The organism is Bacillus sp. SLBN-46, assembly GCF_031453555.1.
In the GTDB taxonomy this organism is placed as follows: Bacteria; Bacillota; Bacilli; order Bacillales; family Cytobacillaceae; genus Neobacillus.
Genome location: NZ_JAVIZM010000001.1, coordinates 742,154 through 763,936, shown reverse-complemented (window position 1 = coordinate 763,936; position 21,783 = coordinate 742,154). Strand labels below are relative to the sequence as shown.

The following is a 21,783-nucleotide window of genomic DNA, read 5'->3' as shown; positions in this document are numbered from 1 at the left end:
TAGGGAAATCACTCTCCCCTCCCACAGCATGATCGAGTGCCACCATGGATAACGGACAGGGAAGCCTCGCCGGTCAGGAATCGAAACTTCCCGACAAAAATACTTGCTTATTCTGTTCCTCTACCAGACTCTAGAAAAATAAAAATCTCTTTTTCTTTTTTATTTTCATCGGCATCTCTTTTATCACATTTTTTCCTTCTATTAAAAGCTCTGCATTTTCTTTGAATAAATAGATATAATCGATCCCAAACTGCGAATCAATCGCAGTAAAGGCTTCGTCCATTTTAAAGCCACGATTGCCTACGTTATGAGCATCTGATGCAATGAAGTGAGTTAAATTCGCTTCAATTAACTGCTCTGAGAAACTTTTGATCTTTTTTCCAAAATAACCGCACACACTGGATGCAGTTACTTGCGTTAATGCTCCTTTTTCCACCAGGCGATAAAGTACCTCTGGGCGTTCCATAATTTCCACATTCCGTTCCGGATGGACAATAATTGGTGTTAGCCCCCTTAACTGCAAGTCAAATAATAGCTTTTCTGTATACCTAGGTACATGGTTAGAAGGAAATTCGATAAATACATATTGACTATCATTAAGGGTTTGGATCTGATCCTTATCTAGGTCTTCAAGCAATTCTCCATAAATACGTGGCTCCTGTCCAGGAAGGATCTCCACTTTGATTCCCGCCTCTTGAATCGCTCGATTTAACTCTATTACCTTATCAACAATGATGCTTTTTCTGTTGTTGTACTGATTATTCAGGTGAGGGGTAGCAATGATTGTATGAATTCCTTGTTTCTCTGCTACCCTTGCCATCGTGAGGCTCTCTTCGATATTTTTCGCTCCGTCGTCAATACCTGGCAAAATATGACAATGAATATCAACCATTTGACCTACCCCTTCCATCATTATGCTGAAATAACAAGACTTTTATCATAGTAACATGGATTATAAATACCGCAAGGGGTGTAAAATGTCGAAAATTGTCACTTTGCCCCGTAATAATGGTAATAGTTCGTTTCTTGTAGCTTTTTGTTATTTAAAACCACACCAAGCACCTTACTTTGTGCAGAATCTAGTAGTTCTTTCGCTTTCACAATTTTATCTTTTTCAGTAACCCCACTAGAAACCACCAAAATAGCACCTTCACATTTATTGGCTAAGATTTGCGCATCTGTTACCACTAATATTGGTGGTGCGTCGAACAAGATCATGTCATATAATTCTTGTGCCTCCTGAAAGAATCGATCCATCGCTTGCGAACTTAATAATTCTGCTGGGTTCGGTGGAATAGGACCACATGGTAAAACGTATAAATTCTTTTCTTCCGTTTCGGATACTGCCTTTTCCAAGGTCATTTGCTTCGTTAATACACTAGTTAATCCAAAAGTGCTGGTTTGATTAAAGGTATAATGAACTGTTGGTTTCCGCAAATCCGTATCAACTATCAATACTTTCTTCCCCTGCTGTGCAAATACGACAGCTAAATTGGCAGTTGTGGTCGATTTTCCTTCACCAGGACCCGAAGAAGTAACCAATAGTGTTTTCACTTCCTGATCGACTGATGAATACTGGATATTCGTTCGAATCGTACGATATTGTTCTGATATCGGTGATTTCGAGTCCAACATTGTAATGAGCGTTCTCTTATTTGAATTTGTTTTCTTTTTTCCTTTTTTAAGAGCCAATAGTCTCACCTCTTACTCTCGAAGTTTGCGTTGTCCTTCTCTTTTGTTCGATTTTTGCTTCATCCATTTTTGCTATGACACCAAGGACCGGTAAACCTAGTAATTTTTCAATTTCCTGTTCGTCCTTAACGGTCGTATCAAAGTACTCAAGCAGGAATGCTATCCCTACACCCACCATTAAACCTACTACCAAAGCAATCGCTACATTTAATAATGGTTTTGGCTTTATTGGGGATATATGGTCAATAACTTCGGCTTTTGCTAGAATACTTACATTATCGACATTCATGATTTTAACAATTTCCTCTTGAAACACTTCAGCGGTTTTATTTGCAATCTTAGCTGCTGTTGCCGCACTCGTATCTTGGACAGATAAATTGACTACCTGAGAATTCGTTTCATTTTGAACAGTAATTTTTTGAGTCAATTCACCAACACTCATATCTAAGTCTAAATCTTTAATGACTAGTTCAAGGATCGCTGGACTTTTGATAATGACATTGTAGGTATTAATTAATTGAAGGTTGGTTTGTACCTCATTATATTGGTACGCAGTCTGCTCGTTTTTCGATTGGTTTACAAGTAATTGTGTGGACGCTTGATAAATGGGTGTTAAGAAAAAGTAGCTAATTACACCGCTTATTAACACAGCAATGAATGTTATGCTCACTATTAAACTAAGTCGCTTTCGCAACGTTTGCAACAACTCTTTTAAACTAATTGTTTCTTCCATGATGCCCTCCCAATAATTATCCAAAAATAGACACAAATGATATTATAGCATAAAGCAATTAATCTATATGCATATTTCGACACATTTTCTAATTTTTTTCCTTTTTTATTTCTTTTTTGCTACATCACTGTTACTTATTTTACACCCTTTTGTAAATTTTTGTAGATTAATTTTGAAATTGGAATTAATTTTCAAATGTTTATTTGCTATAATAGATTTGCAAAACAATTTGGGGGTATTATTTATAATGAAGAATGTTCTTACGATATTACTAGGAATAGCCTGTGCAGCCGTACTCATCTATGGTCATTCCTATTGGAATCAACGGATTGAAGCTGCACCACCTAAAACAACTGAATCACCAAAGTCTCAAAAAACAACTACTGAAGCTAACGAGAATCAAGAACTGGATTCGAACTTGATTGCTTATACTGCTAATTGGCCTAAAGCGGCTGTGGAGAGATTCAAGAAAACACATAGTGAAAAGAAGCCATTTAAAATCCTGTTTGTCGGCTCACCTGCCATCGGCTCGGATACCGCTGGGACATATCCTATTGTAAAAGAGAAACTGCTTACCACTTTTGGTGAGAAAAATGTGCAGGTTGCCATAAAGACTTATAATTCGATTTCTACCCAAGTTATTAAAAATAAAGGGCAGGAAGAAATCGCTGCAGAAGAGGCTGACCTTGTTGTTTTTGAACCCTTTATCTTACTGAATAACGGGAATGTGTTCATCCAAAACACATTCGATGATATTACTACAATGATTGATGCAGTAAAAGCAAAGAATCCTGATGCTACCATTATTCTTCAACCATCGTATCCCTTGTATAATGCGAAAATTTATCCACATCAGGTGGCACAACTTAAGCAGTTTGCGGAACAACAACAGATATCCTACCTGAATCATTGGACCGCCTGGCCTGATGCAAGTACAGAAGCCATAAAAGAATATTTATCTCCTGACCAAAGTGCACCTAGTGAAAAAGGAGATCAGGTGTGGAGTGCTTACTTGCTTAACTTCCTCATTTCTAAAAGCGAATCTTCATGATTTGCTTTTTATTTTTCTCCATTATTATTAGCAATATGTACTTCTTAATAAATGATTTAGCTGAATATGTCAGAAATTAATTTGGAATGAATTTTTATTCAAAAAAATATCCGGCTAAATGATAGCCGGACACGCAATACAAATATTTTAAGGGGGTCTTAGAAAAGTAAGATATGCATCTCATTTTCATGTACTTACTATACCCCGAATGTATGAACAAACTATGAATAAACCTTTAAAGATGTATAAACTATTTACCACCTAACGTAATCTTCTAACCCATAATACTTGAGCAGAACCTCGCTGCGCACTTCATCTTCACTATCTTCCTGACCAGTGAGTTCTTCCGTCTGAAACGTCTCATCGCAAGGTCCCTTTTTCACGTTTAAGCCGGTGTACTTCAAATCGATCTCTTCGTTTTCAGAAGAAGAATAGCCGCTCGTGCCAAAGATTTGGACACATTTCTTGTCGATTGGCTTTCTCTTTCCTTTTTTATCCACGTAAACGTATTTGTCGGTCACGGTCCCATAGTCCAGATCCGGTGTCGACGTGACGAAATAGCCTTTTTCATTGATACGGTGTATGTCATAGCCGTCCTCCTGCTCCACCTTTGGCGCGCCCTTGACGTTGTAGAACACATACACATCGCCCTCGTAGCCCTCAGGAATGAGGTACAAGTCGTCGGTTTGATGGTTGTCATGTTGGAGGAAAAGAAAAGTCCCGATGATGGAACCGCCAATCAGAATACTCAGTCCTCCCCGAGTCCAGACGGTGTACTGCGTTCTTTTTCCCAAGAAAGCGAAAATTATGTATAGTAAGATACTAGGTGCAATGAACACAATCGCTAGGTAATACATGGAGAAAATAAAGGACTCTGTCATGGAAGAATAGTAGATGTCGGGTTCTCGGTCAGCAACAGGTGTATAGCCAATGACTGCCAGTACGAGTGACAGAACCGCCGTGAAGGTCATCACCGACAATAGGTATTTTAAAAATTTCATTCTTCGTACGCCTTTTGCATCAATTGTTGCAGCTGTTGGCTTAGTTTTTCCTTTAGTTCCCGGTGGGCTTCCTCCCGATACTGATACTGGCTATCCCGCCACATGTCAGGTGAGTATTGCCATACAGGATAGGGCTTTCTTTCCTCGGGCTCCCAGTCGTAACGTGGGAAGATATGCGCATGAAGGAAGGCATCTGTATTTCCATAGATGGAGAAGTTGATTCTTCTCGGCTGGCAGACTTCCTGGATCGCGTCCCCTATTAGGCTCATATCCAGTAAGTAGTCGGTGCGCTGCTTGTAGGTTAGGTCATTTAGGGTGTTCACTCCCTTGGATGGTAAGAGTACGCAGTATCCGGGCAGGAACTGCGTATCGCCGATGACGGCGAACCCGCTTTTCATTCGCGCTAGGACCATGGGATTTTCCCCTCTATTGGCCGCGCCGATTCGATCGTTTTTCCAACTCATGTTACTTCCCCTTATTAGAAAGGAGCTGCTTTGAAGGCAGTTCCCCGTCTTCTATTGTTCTTTGGTGTTCGCTTGGACCGCCTTAATTAGCTCATCCAACTTAGCGTTTCTCTCTAGGTCTAATCTTGTTTTGTCGTTCATGAATCGCAGTGTCCGGACGATGAAATAAATCGTGAATCCGAGAATGGTCAAATACAATACAATCGGAAAAAGTGCAAATAGGCCAAACCGTAAGTCTCCCATAGGGCCCCTCCATCATTATGGATTTATACCATAATTATACAACACCCTACTCTTGGTGTATTGCACTTTCGTCCATCTCTTTTTCCATTCCCTTGAAAAACCATACGCAAAACCACCTTGTCATGGCAAAGGTGAGGAACAGTGTAATCCATGTCCAGTACCAGGCCCAGTTCAGGTAGTGGATTAGATCGGTATATTTTTCGAGAAAAATTTCTGGTACGGTCAGTGCGGTGCAGTAAGCACAATAGTATAGGAACTGGATGAGCTTGCTCCGAGTGTACGGGTAGAATACATTGAAGATTGCACAAACGGCCGGATAGACGAAAAACTCATAGGTAAAGCTTGAGCGATTGACGTCGGCAAATAGCCGTACAGGGTAGGACAGGAGCCCGTACTGGACCACCGCTAGCCCAAAGATCCACGTGATTCCTTGTTTGAATAAGAAGGCGGTTAGGGCTAGGCGAATTTTCTTTTTTGGGATGAAAAAAAGCAACCCGATCGTTAGGATCCAAACCGCGAGTAATATCCACCATTCTAGCTTCATTTGACAGCCTCCCTATCCACATGGAAATGGGCCTTGTCTTTAAAAAACCAATGGTAGATGAGGTGCGTGACGACAAAGATCCAAAAGAAATTCAGCCAGGTCAGGTACCAGGCATAATGAACGTACTCAATGAGGTTCGTATATTTTTCCAGCATAACGTCCATTACGGTCAGACCCGAGATCCATAGCGACAAATACAGGAAGCGAATGATGGGTGATCGCTTTGGTTCTGAAATGATATAAAACCCAGATAGAAGTGGGTAAAAGAAATACTCGGTTGTGACGAGTACATCGGTGGCTTTTGGAAATTCACGAACTGGGAAGGCCAGCAGGTGATATTTTACATGCAACAGTGAGCTCACCCATACAAAGGCCTGGCAGAGAATAAGGGCAAATAGTACTTTTCGGTATCGATTTTTCGGTGTAAGGAATAGGTATGCGATTATTCCTATTACCCATATTAGAATGATGACTGTGTAATCTCTAGACATTGGATTTAACCTCTTTTATTTAACGGGTATGTGAAAGTATTGAAGCAGTAACACGATAACAATAGTCGAGATTCCGTATGTAAGAAGCGGCCTGGTGAAATGCAGGCGTAGCATGGTGTACATCGCTGTGTAGAAAATGGGCTCCATCCAGAAGTGGTACCCGTGCTGCAGAAGGAGTCGGCCCATTTTATAATAAGGGTATTCGACGACGAGTGAGCCCAGGATCCACCACAGCATGTACTGCACTTGTTTCCCGTTGGATGTTTTAAATGGATAATGAGTAAGATAAATCAATGTCACCGCAGGGAGTGCGATAAAGGTATATATGAGATCAACGATGGCATGGGATTCCGGTAAGAGATCCGGGTTCTGTTTCCAGAGCAGATGGTCTCTGCAGAGGAAGTTGTAGAGTAGGTTACAGATTACAATATATAGAATGGTGTGATGGTATTTACGCCAATGTCGCCAATCCCCTTTCCTGATTGCCGCTAGGAGAAGGATCGCGGTTAGGGTTATATGCATGGGTGGGTTTCCTCCGAAAAATCGTAAGGGTTGCTCTAATTAGCTTATAACGGTCGAGAATTGGGCGATTGTGTAGTTTCGCCGGATTGAAAATAGTCTCCATTTTGCAATTCGCCGATAGATTGGGCGGATTCGCCGATTGGGTGCGGAAATTCGCCGATAGACCTGGCGGATTCGCCGATAGAATACGGAAATTCGCCGATAGACCTGGCGGATCGCTCTTACAATAATGCTTTTAAGTTACCTCTTTTTAGATTCGCTCATAAAAGGGTCGCATTCGCTCATAAGGTACGGAAATTCGCTCATATAATGTGAGATTCGCTCATAATTGATGAGAATTCGCTCATATATCGTTTGAGTTGGCCCAAAGACTTGATGAGTCCGTGGATTCGCGAATAAAGATGATACATTCGCGAATAAGTTATGCAGATTCGCGAATAAAAGTGGGAAATCCGCGAATAACTATCTACAATTCGCGAATACATATCCTTGTCAGCTCTATCTTTGGGTAGTAAATATTAAAAAAGGGTAATTTTAACGCATTCTGTTGATGTTGAAGGCCTTTTCTCCGCTTATCAAGCGCTTTTTCTTTATTTTTCCCACGAGAGTGGAATATAACCATTTTTCCCACAGAAAAAGGCTGCAGAGTTTTCCCCTACAGCCTTATGTATCTATTATATATATTAGCAGACGACTAATTGTCTTAAATCTGCTTTTAGTTCTTCCATTAGTTTTTCAAGGGTGATTTCGTTCTCGTTTACGCCTTTGTCATAAGCCTTTTTCACAATCTCAGAAAAATCGACGGTGTTTGCGCTTTTTCCAGCTTTCCTTTCCAACTTCTTATTCTCCCTCCCTTTTAATCTTCTAATTTTGAATTCTACAACAATATACATTAATTGTAAATGATTTACCCAACTGAACTTGTAGATAAACCATAAATTTTGTCGAACTATTGAAGGATTTATTTTTCAAAAAGGAAGAATATCCAGTATTTATATCCTATAAAACTGGTAGGCTTCTTTGTCGAAGGGAACAGTCCCCCGGCGCGGTTGTGCTTTACTCCGTCGGGGGACTGTCCCCCGACGGGGTAAAGCGTAAAAGATTAATGAGTTGAGCCAGTCCCAAAGTGCGGGGACTGGCTTTTTTATGTGGGGATTGAGCTGGATTTTGGTGAGTGGTTGATATCGGGTGAAAAGTGGACGATATCTGGAGAAAAGCGGCCGATAAATCCCCACTAGTGGCTGATATCTTCGTCAAAATGGCCGATATCAGTCGCAAAGTGGTCGATATGTGGGGGTTTCTATAAAGAGGTAATTGAAAATATTAGCTAAGTTCGGGGACTGACCCCCGAAAAGGACAAAAAAATATCCGGCAAATGGTTGCCGGACGCAATACAAATATATTTTTAAGGGGTCAGAAAAAGGTGCTTATGCCTTTTCGCTGCATGAAATTATCTTAGCCCATAAATATGAACAAACTATGAATAAAGGTGAAATATTTATATATTTTTTCTGGGTGGGGTCTGGCTTTATTATAGGATTTGGTGGACCATTTTTGGAGTTGGCGAGTAAAGTTAGGAATGCGACGAGTATTTGATGATTTTGACGAGTAAATAAGGAAAACTGACGAGTATTTCCCTGATTTTGACGAGTAAATTGGAGTAATAGACGAGTAAATGAAATTAGCAAATGTTTTAGGGACTGTCCCCCGAAATGGTAACGCATTAAAGCGCTGGGGGACTGTCCCCAATATTTTGTCTCATCTATGTATTAGGTGTGATTTTCCGTTTGTATTTACGGTATACTTTATTTTCCAGTTGATGACCCAAAAGACCCAAGAATAGGCCTAGAATGATGCCGTTAAAGACCGGGTAGTCCCAAACTTTAGCAGCCGCAAAATAGTTCAAAACGTGAGCGTCGTGCCAGAAGAGGCCGAAATCCATCCCCACGACCATTCCGAGGAAAAATCCAGAGAAATAGGTCCGCCTCTCCCCCTCTACTCCTGCTAGTCTGTTGTTGTTCACCACGGCGGAATTAAACGCCTGCCATAAGGCGAAGCAATAAATGGAAGGATAAAAAAGTCCCCACTGGTAATCAATCACTTGATGAGCGGAGTGTGCATCCCCGTGAAAGGTATTTAACAAGGCGATATTCAAGTGCGAATTTACATTGACCAGGATCTCCCACACCATTAATACAAAGCCAACTAAATAATCTTTATTGTACATCTGTCCGAAGCCTGGTAAAACAAGCGACCACAACATGGCCGCATATGGTGAGCGATATTGACGACTTTGCCTCATGGTGGTTTCCCCCTGAATGAATTATATCCATATAATTTCACCACAAACGGAAAAAATCCTTTTTTATTTACAATTTTAGGAAAAAAGTCGCAGAGATTTTTTCACTAGAGTCCAGATTCCTAAAAAATCTGACAATTAAATGAACTTATTTATTTTTCCAACCTTCTTTATGCCTATACATTCATAAAACGATAAACTGACGGTAATAATATCCACGAGGTGAATATCGTGGATAAAAATCAAATGAGACTCACATCTTCCGAAATCGGCACGCTGTGGGGAGAGTATGTAAACGGGACCATGACAGATACAGTAAATAGATATATGGTTACCATTATTGAGGATGCAGACATTAAAGCCGTTTTTGAGGATGCCATTCTGACCTTCGCGAAACAAAAGAAACAATTGGTTACTTTTACTGAAAATGAAGGATTTCCTCTCCCGGTAGGATTTACTGAAACAGATCTCAATAAAGGTGCGGAGAGGCTTTTTACCGATATATTTTGCTTAAATTATTTACACGTCATGACGTTACATGGATTGCTCGGACACACCACATCCTTAGGAGTTTCCGTTCGTAAGGATTTAAGGGAATTTTACGATTCCTGCGATAATGACGCAAAAAGGATGTATCACCAAACGATTGAACTCTTGCTGGAAAAAGGAAGCTTTCAAAGAGACCCTATGTTTTACCCAAACAAGCAAACTGAATTTATATACAGCAAAGATTTTACCGACGGGTTTTTCGGTAAGGGTCGGCGGTTGACCGCGACTGAAATTATCAGTATTTCTTTTAATCTGAAAAAGAGTATTATGGCGAAAACGTTGGCGATTGCATTCGGTCAGGTAGCTCAAAATAAATTGGTCAGGGAATTTCTCACTGACACGGAGAAAACCTCGGATGACCAAATTAAAATGTTTACTAAAATCATGCAAGCAGATAATTTACCTGTGCCTAAATCATGGGAAACGGAGGTCACCACCTCTACTAACTCTCCTTTTTCCGACAAACTCATGATGTATCATATCGGGTTTTTATTCCAAGCTGCCCAAGCCTATCATGGAACCGGACTTGCATCTGCCATGCGGTCGGATTTAGTTGTTGCCTTTGAAGGCGTCATTTTGAAAAATATACTGGTCACCAAGAAATGGTTTAATATTATGGTGAAATATGGCTGGTTAGAACAGCCCCCTCTTGCCCCTAATCGGGAGGAGCTTTCGAAGGAAAATTGATTTTCTCCTCATATATACAACAGGAAGCCGGCTTATCGGGAGCTGGTTTTTTTGCGTTCGAAAACTGTCACTTTGTCCTCTCATGCTGAAATCTATCATTTTTCCGCTAATTAATGTCAGTATTTGCAATTTTTTACCCGAAACACTAGAAAACTATGGTAAAATTAATAAAAAAAATGAAACTATATGAGGTGATTTTTTTAGATGAAGAAAACCATCGTACGTACTCTATCAACAGCCGCGCTTTTTTCGACACTCTTTGCTGGTTCTGCCCTTGCTGATACATACCAAGTTCAAAAAGGCGATAGCCTATCAAAAATTGCCTCAAAATATCATACTAGTGTGAGTGGCTTGAAAACATTGAACGGTTTGAAGTCGGATATGATCTACGTCAATCAGGTGCTGAAGGTAAGTAACGAGCCCATCGCTGTGCAGGCGCCAAAGACGACGACGTATACCGTTGTGTCGGGTGATGCACTGATCAAGATTGCGAATCGTTATAACGTGACGGTCGACGAGCTAAAGCAGTGGAACAACCTAGATAACACGATTATTTATGTGGGACAAGTGTTGAAGGTTTCTGCACCAGGGACAGGTACTGTGTCTGTTCCGAAGCCTGCACCGACCCAAACACCGAAACCGGCTCCAACATCGGCACCGAAATCTTCCCCAGCTCCAGCAACGCAAGGGGCAACTAATGTGTATACGATTAAAAGCGGCGACAGCTTGAGCAAGATTGGTGTTCAGTTTAAGATGACGGTTGCGCAGTTAAAGACACTGAATAACTTGAAATCGGATATGATTTATGTCGGACAAAAACTGAAGGTGACCGGCGCGGTTTCAACTCCTACTAAGCCGCCAGCTACGACTCCTCCTGTGGTCACTCAGCCGTCGACTACAAGTGAGTATGTTATTAAAAGTGGCGATACTCTCGGAAAAATCGCCGTCCAAACGGGTATGTCGGTACAGGATTTGAAATCGCTGAACGGCTTAACCTCTGACATGATTTATGTTGGGCAAAAATTGAAGGTTAAAGGTGGCAAAGTGAGTAGTGCACCTGCGCCTGCGCCGTCTTCTGATTTTGCAACGAATATGGTTAATACGGCAAAAAGCTTAATGGGAATTAAGTATGTTTGGGGTGGCAGCAGCCTGTCCGGTTTTGACTGCAGTGGCTTTATCTATTATGTAGCGAATCAGGCTGGTAAGCAGATCGGCCGCTATTCGGCAGAAGGGTTCTATAGCCGCGCCTACTATGTCGATCAACCTAAGGCCGGGGATCTTGTATTCTTTGAAAATACGTATAAAAAGGGCATCTCTCACGTGGGCATCTACCTGGGCGGCGATCAGTTCATCCACGCCGACGAAGCGCACGGAATCATGATTTCCACCTTAAAAAGCCCATACTATACAGCGCATTTGGATGGGTTTAAGAGATTCTATTAATTTTTTAGCAAAACTGGCTCTGAATGGGGCCAGTTTTTTTGTTGTTTTTAGAGAGTTGGTGGACGAAGATTTTGGTAATAAGGTAAAAATTCGGGGACAGTCCCCCGACGGGGTAACGCGTAAAAGATTAATGAGTTGAGCCAGTCCCAAAAGTGCGGGGAATGGCTTTTTTTATGTGGGGATTGAGCTGAATTTTAGTAAGTGGTCGATATGTGGTTGAAAGTAGTTGATATGTATCAAAAAGTGGTTGATAAACCTCAAAAAGTGGTCGATATCTGTACTCAACCGGTCGATAAAGTTCAAGAAGCGGTTGATAAATGGTTTTTTATATATAAAGGGAATTTAAAATCCACTTTAGTAGAGCATTCTAGCCTGGAAAATGGTCTGAATTTCCAAATATGGTCGCCTATCCGCAATTGCGAGGGCTCATCCGCCAATTAGCTGCGCGTATCCCCCGGTAGAGCACAATAAATCTAAAAAATTCTCATTTTGCTTGTATAAGAGACTGATAGTTTGGCAAGAATGGGGATAACAAGGTAATCGAGGGGGACGAACCAATGAATGAGAACAAATTGTTATTGTCGGAGTTTGCTAGTGAGGATGGTTTCGAGCTAAACAACTATATTAATCAATTATTTGAGTACTTCTCTACTCTATCGAAAAGTCAAAATACAAATACCGAGCCAACCCCATAACAATCATGTCGGGTTGGCTTTTTTTGTGCTTCAATGTGCCCTATTGGAATAATTTGTGGAAGTTGGCTTTTTTTATGTTTAAATCCCCCTAAAGTGCGCTATATAGACTTTAACGAATACATATTACGGGGATTGGGTCTTTTTCAAAAAAAAATAGCTAATTTTGCTAGATTCTAGCGAAAATTCTTGTGCGGAATTTGGCTAAAAGTATTGGGAGGAAATACAGTGACCCAGCCCTAATATTTAGGTTAAGACAAAGTAATACCAACGAGAGGATGGTTCATTTGCTAAAAATGAAGAAGTTGATGGTTGTGTTGCTTGGGGCCGTGCTGCTTTATGTGTTTCCGAGTGTCGTGGGTGCGGAAGAAAATGAGAATCCCGCGGGCTGGGTGCTTCAGGATGGAAAATGGCATTTTTACGGTGTTGATGGTGCAATGAAGACCGGTTGGGTACTCGACAAGGGTGCCTGGTACTATTTGGCCGCTAAAGATGGCGTGATGCAGACAGGCTGGGTGAAGGATGGTGGCAAGTGGTACTACCTCGATGCGCACGGGTCGATGAAGACCGGATGGGTGCTGGTGTCAGGCACCTGGTATTACTTAGATACGCATGGTGTGATGAAGACGGGGTGGCTCGAGCTTGGGAAACGTAGTTATTATTTAGGTCAACAGGGTGCAATGGCTACGGGGTGGCGCTCGATTGGGACAAGCTGGTATTACTTTGATGGATCGGGTGCGCGTGCGGCAGGCTGGAGACAGGTTTCAGGCGCTTGGTATTATTTGAGCCCGCGTGATGGTGTGATGGTGCGGCAAAATTTTGTGGATGGGTATTATTTGATGAATGATGGCCGGATGACGAATTCCGGAAATGCAGCGGTTGTTTCGGTTGTGAATGACCTGAAGAGTTGGATTGATGTAGGGGTTACCCAGGATGGACTGAAGTCGAAGCTGGGGTCGAACTATCATGATTTGACTGGTGTCGAAGGTGAGAATTACTGGCTGTATACGATAAAGGTGACGGACGCGAAGAATTTCAAGGTCGTTAAGTGGGATACCACGGAAGTTGGCGCGGAAGAACTGGCCGCGGGTAAGCAGGATATCAATTTGCTCGTGTTCTGGGATAGCGCGAAAAAGGCGTTCCAGGTGGCGATGGATTATTTCGACGCCAGTCATAAGTTCCATAATTACAATTCGTTTAAATTTGATACTGTGTATAACTGAGTTTTTTTTGGGGACAGTCCCCCGCTGCGCTAAAGCGCCGGGGGACTGTCCCCTTTATTGTTTGCCTTTATTTGCTGCCAAGCCATATGCCGAGATAGGCGAGTAAGATGCCGCAGGTGTAGCTGATTGCCAGGTACAGCACGGCTATTCTTATTTTTCCTTTTGCACGCAGCTGGATATTTTCTAATTTAAACGTGGAAAACGTCGTAAACGCCCCCATGAAGCCTGTTCCTAGAAGCAATCTTAACGTAGTATCTGTATGCGCCCCCATGATGAGTCCCAGCAAAAACGAACCCAATAGGTTGACAAATAGGGTAGCGAACGGAAAATCCGAAGGGTACTTTTTCTTTATAACTAATCCCACGCCGTAACGGGACATCGCCCCGAAAAAACCGCCGAATGCGACCCATAAGATATTGGTGATCATGACCGTACACCCCCGCCTACTGCTGCATCCTTTTTCAATCCTAAGCGGTAGCCGAGCCACGAGAACAACAGGCCGCCCCAGAGACTGAGGAGTACATATAGAATCGCAGTGCCCCATTTCGATGCATCGATTAGGTGAACGGTTTCCACACTAAAGGTTGAAAACGTCGTAAACGAGCCGATCAATCCAGTACCCATGGCCGTGATGACATGCGGGTGCAACGATTTGAATCGTGGCAGAAAATGGGTGAACCAGCCTAATAGAAAGCTCCCCACCACGTTGGTGACAAAGGTTGCTAGCGGAAAGTCATTCAGCCACCACTGGCTGAAGTAAACACCCAATAAGTACCGGAGTGTGGCTCCGATTATGCCGGCAATCCCTACTAAAATAAAATTCACTCTGGTCCACCTCTATCTTACTTTTATGATTCGCTGATAAAATGGCGAAATACGCTGATAAAACTATGAAATTCGCCGATAAATCCCCGAAATCCGCCGATACGTGCTGCGAATTCGCTGATATATACCGCTTGAGTGTAATTTTACACCGAAAATCCAGGTTAAAAACAACAATTTTTAAAAAAATAGACTCCTACCAGGGACTTTTCTGGTAGGAGTCATTAGCTTTTCGGCGTTTATGGCGAACTCCATCGCCTGTGCAATTTTTATACTAGTAGTTTAACAAATTAGCATCCATTTTTTCAAGGTAGCCTTACCTTGCATTCAGGGTGACGACACCCCAGCCATCCTTCGTAATTTTCAGGTCCGTTTCCACTACCACTTTAAAGGTAAAAGTCTGTTGAGGAAATAGCCCGCCGTCCGGTAGAAGAATCGCCACTCTTTCGAAATTTCCACTGTCTTCATATAACTGAGCAAACAAGCATCCTTCAATGATTTGATTGTATGTATTCTTGATGTCACCAGTAATTTTATAAATGTTTCCGTTGTTCGTAGTCTTCACGTTCTTCATTTCGAGCTTTGACATTAATTCATTCGGCTCATTGCTAGAAATAAATTCACCATCTACAGCGGCGAAATACTCCGTTTCCCTAAACCCATCTTGAATCTTTTCATCTAGCTTAAATACCCTTATCACTAGTAAAAAATTCATAATCAAAATTAATGCTAATAGAATAGGTACCACTGATTTCATTACCACATACACTTCCTATCACTCTATATGTAGTAATACTATTCCATAATCGCCTTAAAACTTCCTTCTTTTTCCAAAAAAACTAAATTTTCACTATTCCCAGCGTATGATGCTGTTTAAGGATATCCTCCACCAGCTCCACCTGGTCTTCTTTGCAATTCACAATTAACAGGACATCCGCGATGTTTTTTCTGAGCGTCTTTTTACGGACAGTTTTTTTCCATATGTAATCAATGACAAGTCCAACAATTGACCCGGCAATTAATCCGATCAGGCCCCAGAGGATGGGACCCCAATAGAGGACAAACCCGTATATCGTGCCCAGTAACATGACTGACATGCCGATTCCAGACACCAAAAACAGATTGAGTCCATCCGCGTTGTATGGGTCAAGGTACTTTTTTTCGACGACATTCTTATTGACAGATGCCGCCAAAATTCTTTCTTTTTCGATGTGATGGTTTTCTAATTCACTAATGGCGAGTTCGAGTGCTAAGGAATGTTCGAAGATTGAGATGACAGGCATTAGACATTCTCCAATTGTTTGATAAAATTTTGTTTGTTTTTCGGGCCAAAGTAATTCTTTTTCAAATATTGGGCTTGTTCCATCTTAAAAAGCTCATTGATTTCAACGGCGTGGTAGTAGCTGTCACAGACTGCAAAACAATACACCGACGGTAAATACATTGTCCATTGGATATTCATTACGGCCGAAGCTTGCTCAAACTCCCCCAACACGCAAAAATACACCCCTTCCAGTATTCTGGATTGGTAAATCGAGATGATGAACCAAACCATCAGGTAGACACCGGAGACGACATTTCTAATAATGAGATGCCCCAGTCCAGGCGTGACCATCGACCAAAAGACAGGGATCCATGCATTGAGCCTTTGAAGGTAGTTGATTTCTAAGATACTGATGTTAAAGGCTTGGAACGGTGTTTTCTCTCTCACCGCGAGCATCGAAAATTGGTTGATATCCGTCGTTAATCGATACGCGTCCCAGGCGTTAAAAATGTAGACTCCTATATAAATGAAGAACCATCGGCTATCTAGACACGCTTTTGCTAACTCGAATTGTCCGGTACACGAATAAAAAATGGATAAGTTCAGATGCGCTTGTGTATTGACGAGGAATTCAAATACAAATAACAAAAACCCCTTAAATTTTTTCCCTATCATAATGTGGCCCGTGCCTGGCATCGCCATTCCCCACCACAAAGGCATAAACGGGTTTCCCACACGTAAATAATTGATGTTAAAGGAAGTTAGGTTTGCCTTCGGTCGTCTTGGGTGCCACTTTTGTGTAATGATCGGCATGTTTTTCACCATTTTCAATTATTTTTTGCTAAAAACCTTATAAATCTTAGATTCAAGACCAGGATCCAGTATAGAAATGGGTAGCAAAGGAAGGAATACCACAGTTTCCATTCATGATGATAAATAACCTCAGTACGTAATGAGATGTATTCAAAGCTAGTGGTAAGAAAGGTCCAGACCGCAACATAACTTACTTTTTTCATCCATGTCTTTTCAAAGGGGTAAAAATTTAGGAACACGATGTTTGCCGCTGGATAGACAAAGACAAGTATCGGCAGGTATTGCCAATCCACGCCCTTGTTAAAAAAACCGTAATAGTCAAATTTGAAATCTAAATAAATATCCGCGATGGCGGCTAGGATTATAGCAAAGAAGGAGGTTGAATACATTTCTAACTTGGAAATGCGCTTTGGAATAAAAATGATTGCTAGGATGGAGCCAATCACGGTCATAATTAATAAAATCATTTCTCCCCCTCTCTCCTATTTATTTTCCGGCCAATTCGTTCCGGTTTGTTGCAAGTGGTGGCTGTTCTAACCAGCCATTTTTGATTAATAGCTGGGCCCCATCCTCTGCGTATCTTCCGATGTCGGCCATAAGAATCGTGTATTGTAGCGCCAGGTCTCTTCTCTGTGAAACCGATAAGCCAGCGCCAAAGTAGCCGACTCCCGCAGAAATTAGGATGACGATATGAGATAACATCAATTTATCTGAAAACGGTGGAATGGTTGAATCAGTCAATTCCGATACCCATGAAGCGGGTGAGGTGAGATCATCTTTTGTTAGGATCGAACTCAGGGTTTCGAACTCCCTTTTACAAATTTCCTTTCCTCTTTGAAAATATTGCCGTAGCTCTTTCGATTGACAGGTTTGAGCAAAGGCAATTTCCAGTACGATTTTTGCCACTGTTTTTTGCATGTTGTAGCTAAGCCCACTAATCTCCATTGCATTTAGCGGGCGTTTCTTTCCAAACCAGCCGGTTAAATAGCTTTGCTCATTGACAAAGTCAACCTGCTTTGGCGTGTTGATTCTTGGCGGCTTACTGTAGATTCCTTTTTCTAGCATTAATTCTACGATTTTGTTATGTAACTCCATCGTTTCGATATTACATTGGATGAAATAGGCGCGTTGATCGGCGCGCACGGATGTACTAACTGCTCCCGCGTAGCCGGTCAGGCCATGGATTCCCATAATCAGCATGTAGGCCAGCATGAATTTATCTGTAAATAACGCGGGTGCACCGAGGTTCACGTCGGCTTTCGTAAATCCTATTGGAATCGGAAAGTTTTCTTCGTTGAAAAAGGCAGTAATTTTTCCGATATGTGATTCGGCTAGTTGAAGAGCAAACTGAAGGATATCCTTAATCTGCGGGTCCTGCGTTGTTTCAATTGCATGGGTGAGTACACAAATGGCCATGGTGTCGTTAATATATTGAGTCCAAAGACTCGCTATTTCCCCTGTCGTCAGGCGAACGGTATGATTCATCTCTTCCACAAGAAACCTCCAAGATTTACAGTATTTAGTCATATGGGGTTATTATGCTAATTTTTATGGAAAATTATGAGTGTTGGGGTAAAGTTTGGGGACAGTCCCCCATTACGTTAAAGCGTTACCCCACCGGGGGACTGTCCCCTTATACGTTAAAGCGCTGGGGGACTGTCCCCAAAAAGGTCTGCGAGGAGGCCTATTTATAAGATTGGGACTGGTTTTAGTGGAGTTCTTGTAGTTTTTGCGATGGTAGGAAGAATTCTTGAGCGCTTTTGATGGAATTCTTCCTGATTTATATGGATTTCCCCAGACCTTAGTTGGAAAATGACCTAATTTTATAGGATTTATCCCGATCCAGAATGGAACATCCCGTCGTTTTAGAGGAATTCTACACACTTTTGGATTATTTCTACACAAAATCAGGTTTTATCTACACGAATTTGGATTATATCTACACAAATTCAGGTTTTTTCTACACGAATTTGGGTTATATCTACACAAATCTAGGTTTTTTCTACAAATCGAGGTTTTATCTAATCGGAGTTAGATTTTTTCTTACCGAATCCAGGGGTCAGCGACTCAGGTTTAGATTAATTCTACAAATTCAAGAGGTAATTCTACAAAATTTCGATTTATTCTACATAACGCGTGAGGAATTCTACAAAATTTCAAGTTATTCTACAAATCTAGCAAGGAATTCTACAAAAAATGGAAATCGAATTCCAATTTATAAGAAAAGGGTGCCCGCCAGCACCCCCTACTCCCCCCGATTCCACTCCTCCAACGACATCATCCCAAACTCCTCCACCCCATCCAATCGCAATGGTGTCATGAACTCCAAAGAATTGCCATCTGGATCTTGAAAATAGATCGCCGCATGCGCATGAGGATAATTCGGGAGAACAAGCGGCTGGTTTTCCGCCGAAAAGCCGAAATCCGGCTTAATCGCGATCCCTCTCTCCTCCAGCCAACCCTTCACCCTCGCCATATCCTCAAGCTCCACCCGGAACGCCACATGCCTCAAAGACGGATGATAGGGCGTGCGAACCTTATCCGTTTCCCATAACCCCAGCCAGTTGCGACCCTTTTCAATCCAAAAGAAAGCTACCTTTCCCTTTTGATAAGCTAATTCTAAATTGAGATTTTTATAAAAATCGATAGACCGCTCCAGATTGCTAACTGGTAAATGTGCTTCATACAGACCTTTTATCATAATTCATCACCTCATGCCATTTGCTCAAGTGAATCGCACCGAGTTCAGGTCGCGCCTCCCCCTCAAGTAACGCCAAATATTCCAGCGAATTGCCGTCCGGGTCCGCGAAATAGTAGGAGGCGGCTGGCATCCAAGCATGGACCACAGGCTCTGATGTATCCAGCCCGAACGACGGGCGCAGCTCGATTCCCTTTTTTTCTAAAAATGAAGGTATCTTCAGTAACTCTTCCAATGACACCCCAAAGGCAAAGTGTGATGGAACAAACTTTTCAGCAGGCTCCTCCCACACGCCGAGCATTTGCTCCTTCTTTTCGGCATCCCCCAGCCAGAAAAACGCGACTCTTCTCTCGTTGATTACGTGTGCGATCTCCAACCCGAGTGATTGATAGAATGCAATGGATTGTTCTAAATTCCTTGTGTTTACATGCGTTTCATATATTTTCATACCGCCCAACCCCATTCCCTATTGATACCTTTATTTTAGTGTTTTTGTAAAAAATAGACATTCAGCTTTAGTGGGAAGTTTTCTACAACTATAGTTGTAGATTTAGCATCGGGACCTAGTCAAAGTTCCGTCTCTGGCTGAATTTTTCCGAAGAGATCCACTGATAAACGTTTTGAGGTGAAATATTACGCACATATTAGATTATAAATGTGTGCTATTTAGAAAAACCGCTATAGTAGCGGTTTTTTTCGTATATATAGTAGGTTTACCTATTTCATCCATAGGCGAGACCACAAATAAATATAAAATCCCATGTTTCCAAGCCGCCCCCTCCTCGAATGGCGAATTTTTGGTTATAATAAAGGAATATGGATTTTTACCAATGAATGGACGGAATTTAAAAAAAGATCGCGCTGCGGTGATGATTTTTATTTTTCCAAAAAAGGGGGTTTTGGTTATGGAGTCGACACCGGCTAGTGAAAAAATTGAGCTCTTCTCGGAACAGGTGAAGGAGCTGCTGCATTCGAGTGTGACGGAGGATGCGAAGCTGGTTTCGAAAGGGTTAATGCTGTACCGGCAAGGACTGGTGAAGCAGGTCCAACTCTTCCATGATGAAAAAGTGACGTCGACGGTTCAGGATGTCACGCCTTGTTATGTGAAGCTAATCTTGTCATTTTTGTCGGAAAGCTCGTGTTCGTGTCCTGCGGAGGGCTTTTGCCGTCATCAGATGGCGACCTTTTTTGCGGTGTATGCACGGTTTGGCAGTGTGGCTGATTGGGTGACGGACTGGCGCGAACCGGCACGGGAGCAAGCGGCATTTTCAACGTGGGGTATGCAGACGGCGAAAGATCTCGTGAAGGCGAACGGTGTGATGAAGCCGGATTACAGCCGCTGGGTGCAGTCGTTTGAGTTGAGCTTTGATACGCTCTTGGCGACGAAGAAATACACGAGCCCTTATGTGATTCCGGAGCTGTTTGGGATTTATGAGCGACGGGTTCATGCGAGTGCCCCGGTGGAGCAGGAATGGCGCTTGTTGTATGAGATGGTTTGGATCGTGGTGTCGTTCCGGAAGCTGGCGGTGCTGAGTGACCAGCTGGAACATAATGAGGACATGGTGAAGCGGGCGTACTTGCATGTGTTCCAGAATTTGCTGGAGGATGCGCATGAGCTGGCGGTGAAGATTGGTGTGCAGTCGCTGCCGTTTGCGTTTGACGAGTTTATTGAGAAATTGAAGGACGATGCGTTTGATTTGCTGACGTGTACGAGCGGGATTGAGAACGAACGGATTTATTTGTATCGCCTGTTGTGGGTGCAATTTTTCAAGCAGAAGAGTTGGCGTGAGGCCGAGGTTGGCAAGATTCGTGCGCGGCTGAAGGAGCTTCATGATTGGGAGAATCCTGCGCCGCTCCTGGTGGCGGGGATCCATATCAACTTGCTGCTTGGGGACGATGAGGCGGCGTTGAAGCTGATGGGTCAGTTTGAGGACAGGGTGATTGTGCCGTATTTGTTGTATTGGATTGATTATTTGAGCCAGTTGAAGGCGTGGCGCCGTGTTGGGGTTTTAATTGAGTTGTTTTTGCAAAAAATTAAAGGGTATCTGGAGGAGCTAGGCGGCTATCATAGCTGTGTGGCGTTTGTCCGGGATGCGCTTCGGGCGGTGACGCCTTATTGTTCGGAGACGGACCGGGTGGATTTGTTGGAGCGGGCGTTGCTGCAGACGCTGCCGTATAGTTTCCGGGAGTATGAGTATATGTTGTTTGAGCGTGGGCAGTATGACCGTTGGGGCGAGCTCCAGGCGTTTGTCGGCTTGAATTTTTATGATTTGCCGAAGGAACGGTTGAAGTTGATTGAGAAGGAGCGTCCGGAGGTGTTGCTTGGGATGCTGCATCAGACGGCGCAGCGGGAGATTGACCAGAAGAACCGGAGCAGCTACCGGTTGGCGGTGCGGCATTTGAAGAAACTAAGGACGTTGTACAAGAAACTGAAACGGGTCGATGACTGGGAGTACTTCATGGAAACATTGCTGGACCGGACAAAGCGGTTGCGTGCGTTCCATGAAGAATGTAAGCGGAGTAAGTTGATCGAGAGTTAGGATTTGGGGACA

27 protein-coding genes and 1 riboswitch are annotated in these 21,783 nt (G+C 42.6%); of the genes, 7 read left to right on the top strand and 20 right to left on the bottom strand.

All coding sequences use genetic code 11. The annotated features are described in order from the left end of the window. Positions 1-130 precede the first annotated feature (130 nt). From QFZ87_RS04095 to QFZ87_RS04085, 3 genes are all read right to left on the bottom strand, one after another. Complete coding sequence (locus tag QFZ87_RS04095) at positions 131-892, bottom strand: tyrosine-protein phosphatase (protein WP_309858046.1); 762 nt, start codon at positions 890-892, stop codon at positions 131-133. Between the two features lie 98 nt (positions 893-990). Continuing rightward, the gene (locus QFZ87_RS04090) at positions 991-1,635 is read right to left on the bottom strand and encodes a CpsD/CapB family tyrosine-protein kinase (RefSeq protein ID WP_309858043.1); all 645 of its coding nucleotides are present in this window, start codon (positions 1,633-1,635) and stop codon (positions 991-993) included. Positions 1,636-1,681: 46 nt separating this feature from the next. Beyond that, positions 1,682-2,425: a YveK family protein gene (locus QFZ87_RS04085; RefSeq protein WP_309858040.1), complete on the bottom strand. Its 744-nt coding sequence runs from the start codon at positions 2,423-2,425 to the stop codon at positions 1,682-1,684. 247 nt (positions 2,426-2,672) lie between these two features. Between QFZ87_RS04085 and QFZ87_RS04080 the strand changes: the two genes are divergently transcribed. Then, complete coding sequence (locus tag QFZ87_RS04080; RefSeq protein ID WP_309858037.1) at positions 2,673-3,476, top strand: SGNH/GDSL hydrolase family protein; 804 nt, start codon at positions 2,673-2,675, stop codon at positions 3,474-3,476. A 254-nt stretch (positions 3,477-3,730) separates the two neighbouring features. On the opposite strand, the gene QFZ87_RS04075 is transcribed toward QFZ87_RS04080, so the two are convergent. From QFZ87_RS04075 to QFZ87_RS04045, 8 genes are all read right to left on the bottom strand, one after another. After that, positions 3,731-4,477 (bottom strand): DUF6843 domain-containing protein, encoded by a 747-nt coding sequence (locus QFZ87_RS04075; protein ID WP_309858033.1) that lies wholly within the window; start codon positions 4,475-4,477, stop codon positions 3,731-3,733. Beyond that, positions 4,474-4,941 carry an HIT family protein gene (locus tag QFZ87_RS04070; RefSeq protein ID WP_309858031.1) on the bottom strand — a complete coding sequence of 156 codons (468 nt, stop codon included), beginning with the start codon at positions 4,939-4,941 and terminating at the stop codon, positions 4,474-4,476. Before QFZ87_RS04070 ends, QFZ87_RS04075 begins: the two co-directional genes overlap by 4 nt. A 51-nt stretch (positions 4,942-4,992) precedes the next feature. After that, positions 4,993-5,184, bottom strand: coding sequence for a hypothetical protein (locus tag QFZ87_RS04065; protein WP_309858028.1), 192 nt, complete (start codon positions 5,182-5,184; stop codon positions 4,993-4,995). 46 nt (positions 5,185-5,230) lie between these two features. Beyond that, positions 5,231-5,728: a CBO0543 family protein gene (locus tag QFZ87_RS04060; RefSeq protein ID WP_309858026.1), complete on the bottom strand. Its 498-nt coding sequence runs from the start codon at positions 5,726-5,728 to the stop codon at positions 5,231-5,233. Next, complete coding sequence (locus QFZ87_RS04055) at positions 5,725-6,219, bottom strand: CBO0543 family protein (RefSeq protein WP_309858023.1); 495 nt, start codon at positions 6,217-6,219, stop codon at positions 5,725-5,727. Before QFZ87_RS04055 ends, QFZ87_RS04060 begins: the two co-directional genes overlap by 4 nt. A gap of 15 nt (positions 6,220-6,234) precedes the next feature. Next, entirely contained in the window at positions 6,235-6,741 is a 507-nt protein-coding gene (locus QFZ87_RS24920) for a CBO0543 family protein (RefSeq protein WP_396133892.1), read from the bottom strand. 683 nt (positions 6,742-7,424) lie between these two features. After that, entirely contained in the window at positions 7,425-7,577 is a 153-nt protein-coding gene (locus tag QFZ87_RS04050; RefSeq protein WP_309858020.1) for a YwzD family small protein, read from the bottom strand. A gap of 926 nt (positions 7,578-8,503) precedes the next feature. Beyond that, positions 8,504-9,043, bottom strand: a complete 540-nt coding sequence (locus QFZ87_RS04045; protein ID WP_309858018.1) for a DUF5683 domain-containing protein — start codon at positions 9,041-9,043, stop codon at positions 8,504-8,506. Positions 9,044-9,286: 243 nt separating this feature from the next. Between QFZ87_RS04045 and QFZ87_RS04040 the strand changes: the two genes are divergently transcribed. The 5 genes from QFZ87_RS04040 to QFZ87_RS04020 all read left to right on the top strand — a co-directional run bounded on the left by QFZ87_RS04040 (position 9,287) and on the right by QFZ87_RS04020 (position 13,634). Continuing rightward, positions 9,287-10,276, top strand: a complete 990-nt coding sequence (locus QFZ87_RS04040; RefSeq protein ID WP_396133951.1) for a DUF3231 family protein — start codon at positions 9,287-9,289, stop codon at positions 10,274-10,276. Positions 10,277-10,480: 204 nt separating this feature from the next. After that, positions 10,481-11,719 (top strand): C40 family peptidase, encoded by a 1,239-nt coding sequence (locus QFZ87_RS04035; protein WP_309858012.1) that lies wholly within the window; start codon positions 10,481-10,483, stop codon positions 11,717-11,719. Between the two features lie 210 nt (positions 11,720-11,929). Then, entirely contained in the window at positions 11,930-12,160 is a 231-nt protein-coding gene (locus tag QFZ87_RS04030; protein WP_309858008.1) for a hypothetical protein, read from the top strand. 116 nt (positions 12,161-12,276) lie between these two features. Further along, complete coding sequence (locus QFZ87_RS04025; RefSeq protein WP_309858005.1) at positions 12,277-12,414, top strand: hypothetical protein; 138 nt, start codon at positions 12,277-12,279, stop codon at positions 12,412-12,414. Positions 12,415-12,707: 293 nt separating this feature from the next. Beyond that, a complete protein-coding gene (locus QFZ87_RS04020; RefSeq protein ID WP_309867633.1) occupies positions 12,708-13,634 on the top strand; it encodes a cell wall-binding repeat-containing protein in 927 nt (308 codons plus the stop codon). Between the two features lie 67 nt (positions 13,635-13,701). Here the strand turns inward: QFZ87_RS04020 and crcB (QFZ87_RS04015) are convergent, their stop codons facing one another. The 9 genes from crcB (QFZ87_RS04015) to QFZ87_RS03975 all read right to left on the bottom strand — a co-directional run bounded on the left by crcB (QFZ87_RS04015) (position 13,702) and on the right by QFZ87_RS03975 (position 19,679). Next, on the bottom strand, positions 13,702-14,061 hold the full coding sequence (crcB, locus tag QFZ87_RS04015) for a fluoride efflux transporter CrcB (RefSeq protein WP_309858001.1): 360 nt from the start codon (positions 14,059-14,061) through the stop codon (positions 13,702-13,704). Next, entirely contained in the window at positions 14,058-14,459 is a 402-nt protein-coding gene (crcB, locus tag QFZ87_RS04010; RefSeq protein WP_309857998.1) for a fluoride efflux transporter CrcB, read from the bottom strand. Before crcB (QFZ87_RS04010) ends, crcB (QFZ87_RS04015) begins: the two co-directional genes overlap by 4 nt. A 205-nt stretch (positions 14,460-14,664) precedes the next feature. After that, a riboswitch (Fluoride riboswitch) is annotated at positions 14,665-14,724 on the bottom strand. Positions 14,725-14,772: 48 nt separating this feature from the next. Then, positions 14,773-15,171, bottom strand: a complete 399-nt coding sequence (locus tag QFZ87_RS04005) for a hypothetical protein (protein WP_309857996.1) — start codon at positions 15,169-15,171, stop codon at positions 14,773-14,775. A gap of 124 nt (positions 15,172-15,295) precedes the next feature. After that, positions 15,296-15,739 carry a hypothetical protein gene (locus QFZ87_RS04000; RefSeq protein WP_309857993.1) on the bottom strand — a complete coding sequence of 148 codons (444 nt, stop codon included), beginning with the start codon at positions 15,737-15,739 and terminating at the stop codon, positions 15,296-15,298. Further along, entirely contained in the window at positions 15,739-16,533 is a 795-nt protein-coding gene (locus tag QFZ87_RS03995; protein ID WP_309857991.1) for a hypothetical protein, read from the bottom strand. Before QFZ87_RS03995 ends, QFZ87_RS04000 begins: the two co-directional genes overlap by 1 nt. Before the next feature lie 14 nt (positions 16,534-16,547). After that, positions 16,548-17,000, bottom strand: coding sequence for a CBO0543 family protein (locus tag QFZ87_RS03990; RefSeq protein ID WP_309857988.1), 453 nt, complete (start codon positions 16,998-17,000; stop codon positions 16,548-16,550). A gap of 19 nt (positions 17,001-17,019) precedes the next feature. Beyond that, positions 17,020-18,018: a DUF3231 family protein gene (locus QFZ87_RS03985; protein ID WP_309867629.1), complete on the bottom strand. Its 999-nt coding sequence runs from the start codon at positions 18,016-18,018 to the stop codon at positions 17,020-17,022. A gap of 760 nt (positions 18,019-18,778) precedes the next feature. Beyond that, a complete protein-coding gene (locus QFZ87_RS03980) occupies positions 18,779-19,234 on the bottom strand; it encodes a VOC family protein (RefSeq protein ID WP_309857985.1) in 456 nt (151 codons plus the stop codon). After that, complete coding sequence (locus QFZ87_RS03975; RefSeq protein WP_309857983.1) at positions 19,215-19,679, bottom strand: VOC family protein; 465 nt, start codon at positions 19,677-19,679, stop codon at positions 19,215-19,217. Before QFZ87_RS03975 ends, QFZ87_RS03980 begins: the two co-directional genes overlap by 20 nt. Positions 19,680-20,061: 382 nt before the next feature. Here QFZ87_RS03975 and QFZ87_RS03970 point away from each other — a divergent pair, with 382 nt between their 5' ends. Then, on the top strand, positions 20,062-21,771 hold the full coding sequence (locus QFZ87_RS03970; protein WP_309857980.1) for an SWIM zinc finger family protein: 1,710 nt from the start codon (positions 20,062-20,064) through the stop codon (positions 21,769-21,771). Positions 21,772-21,783: the final 12 nt, after the last annotated feature.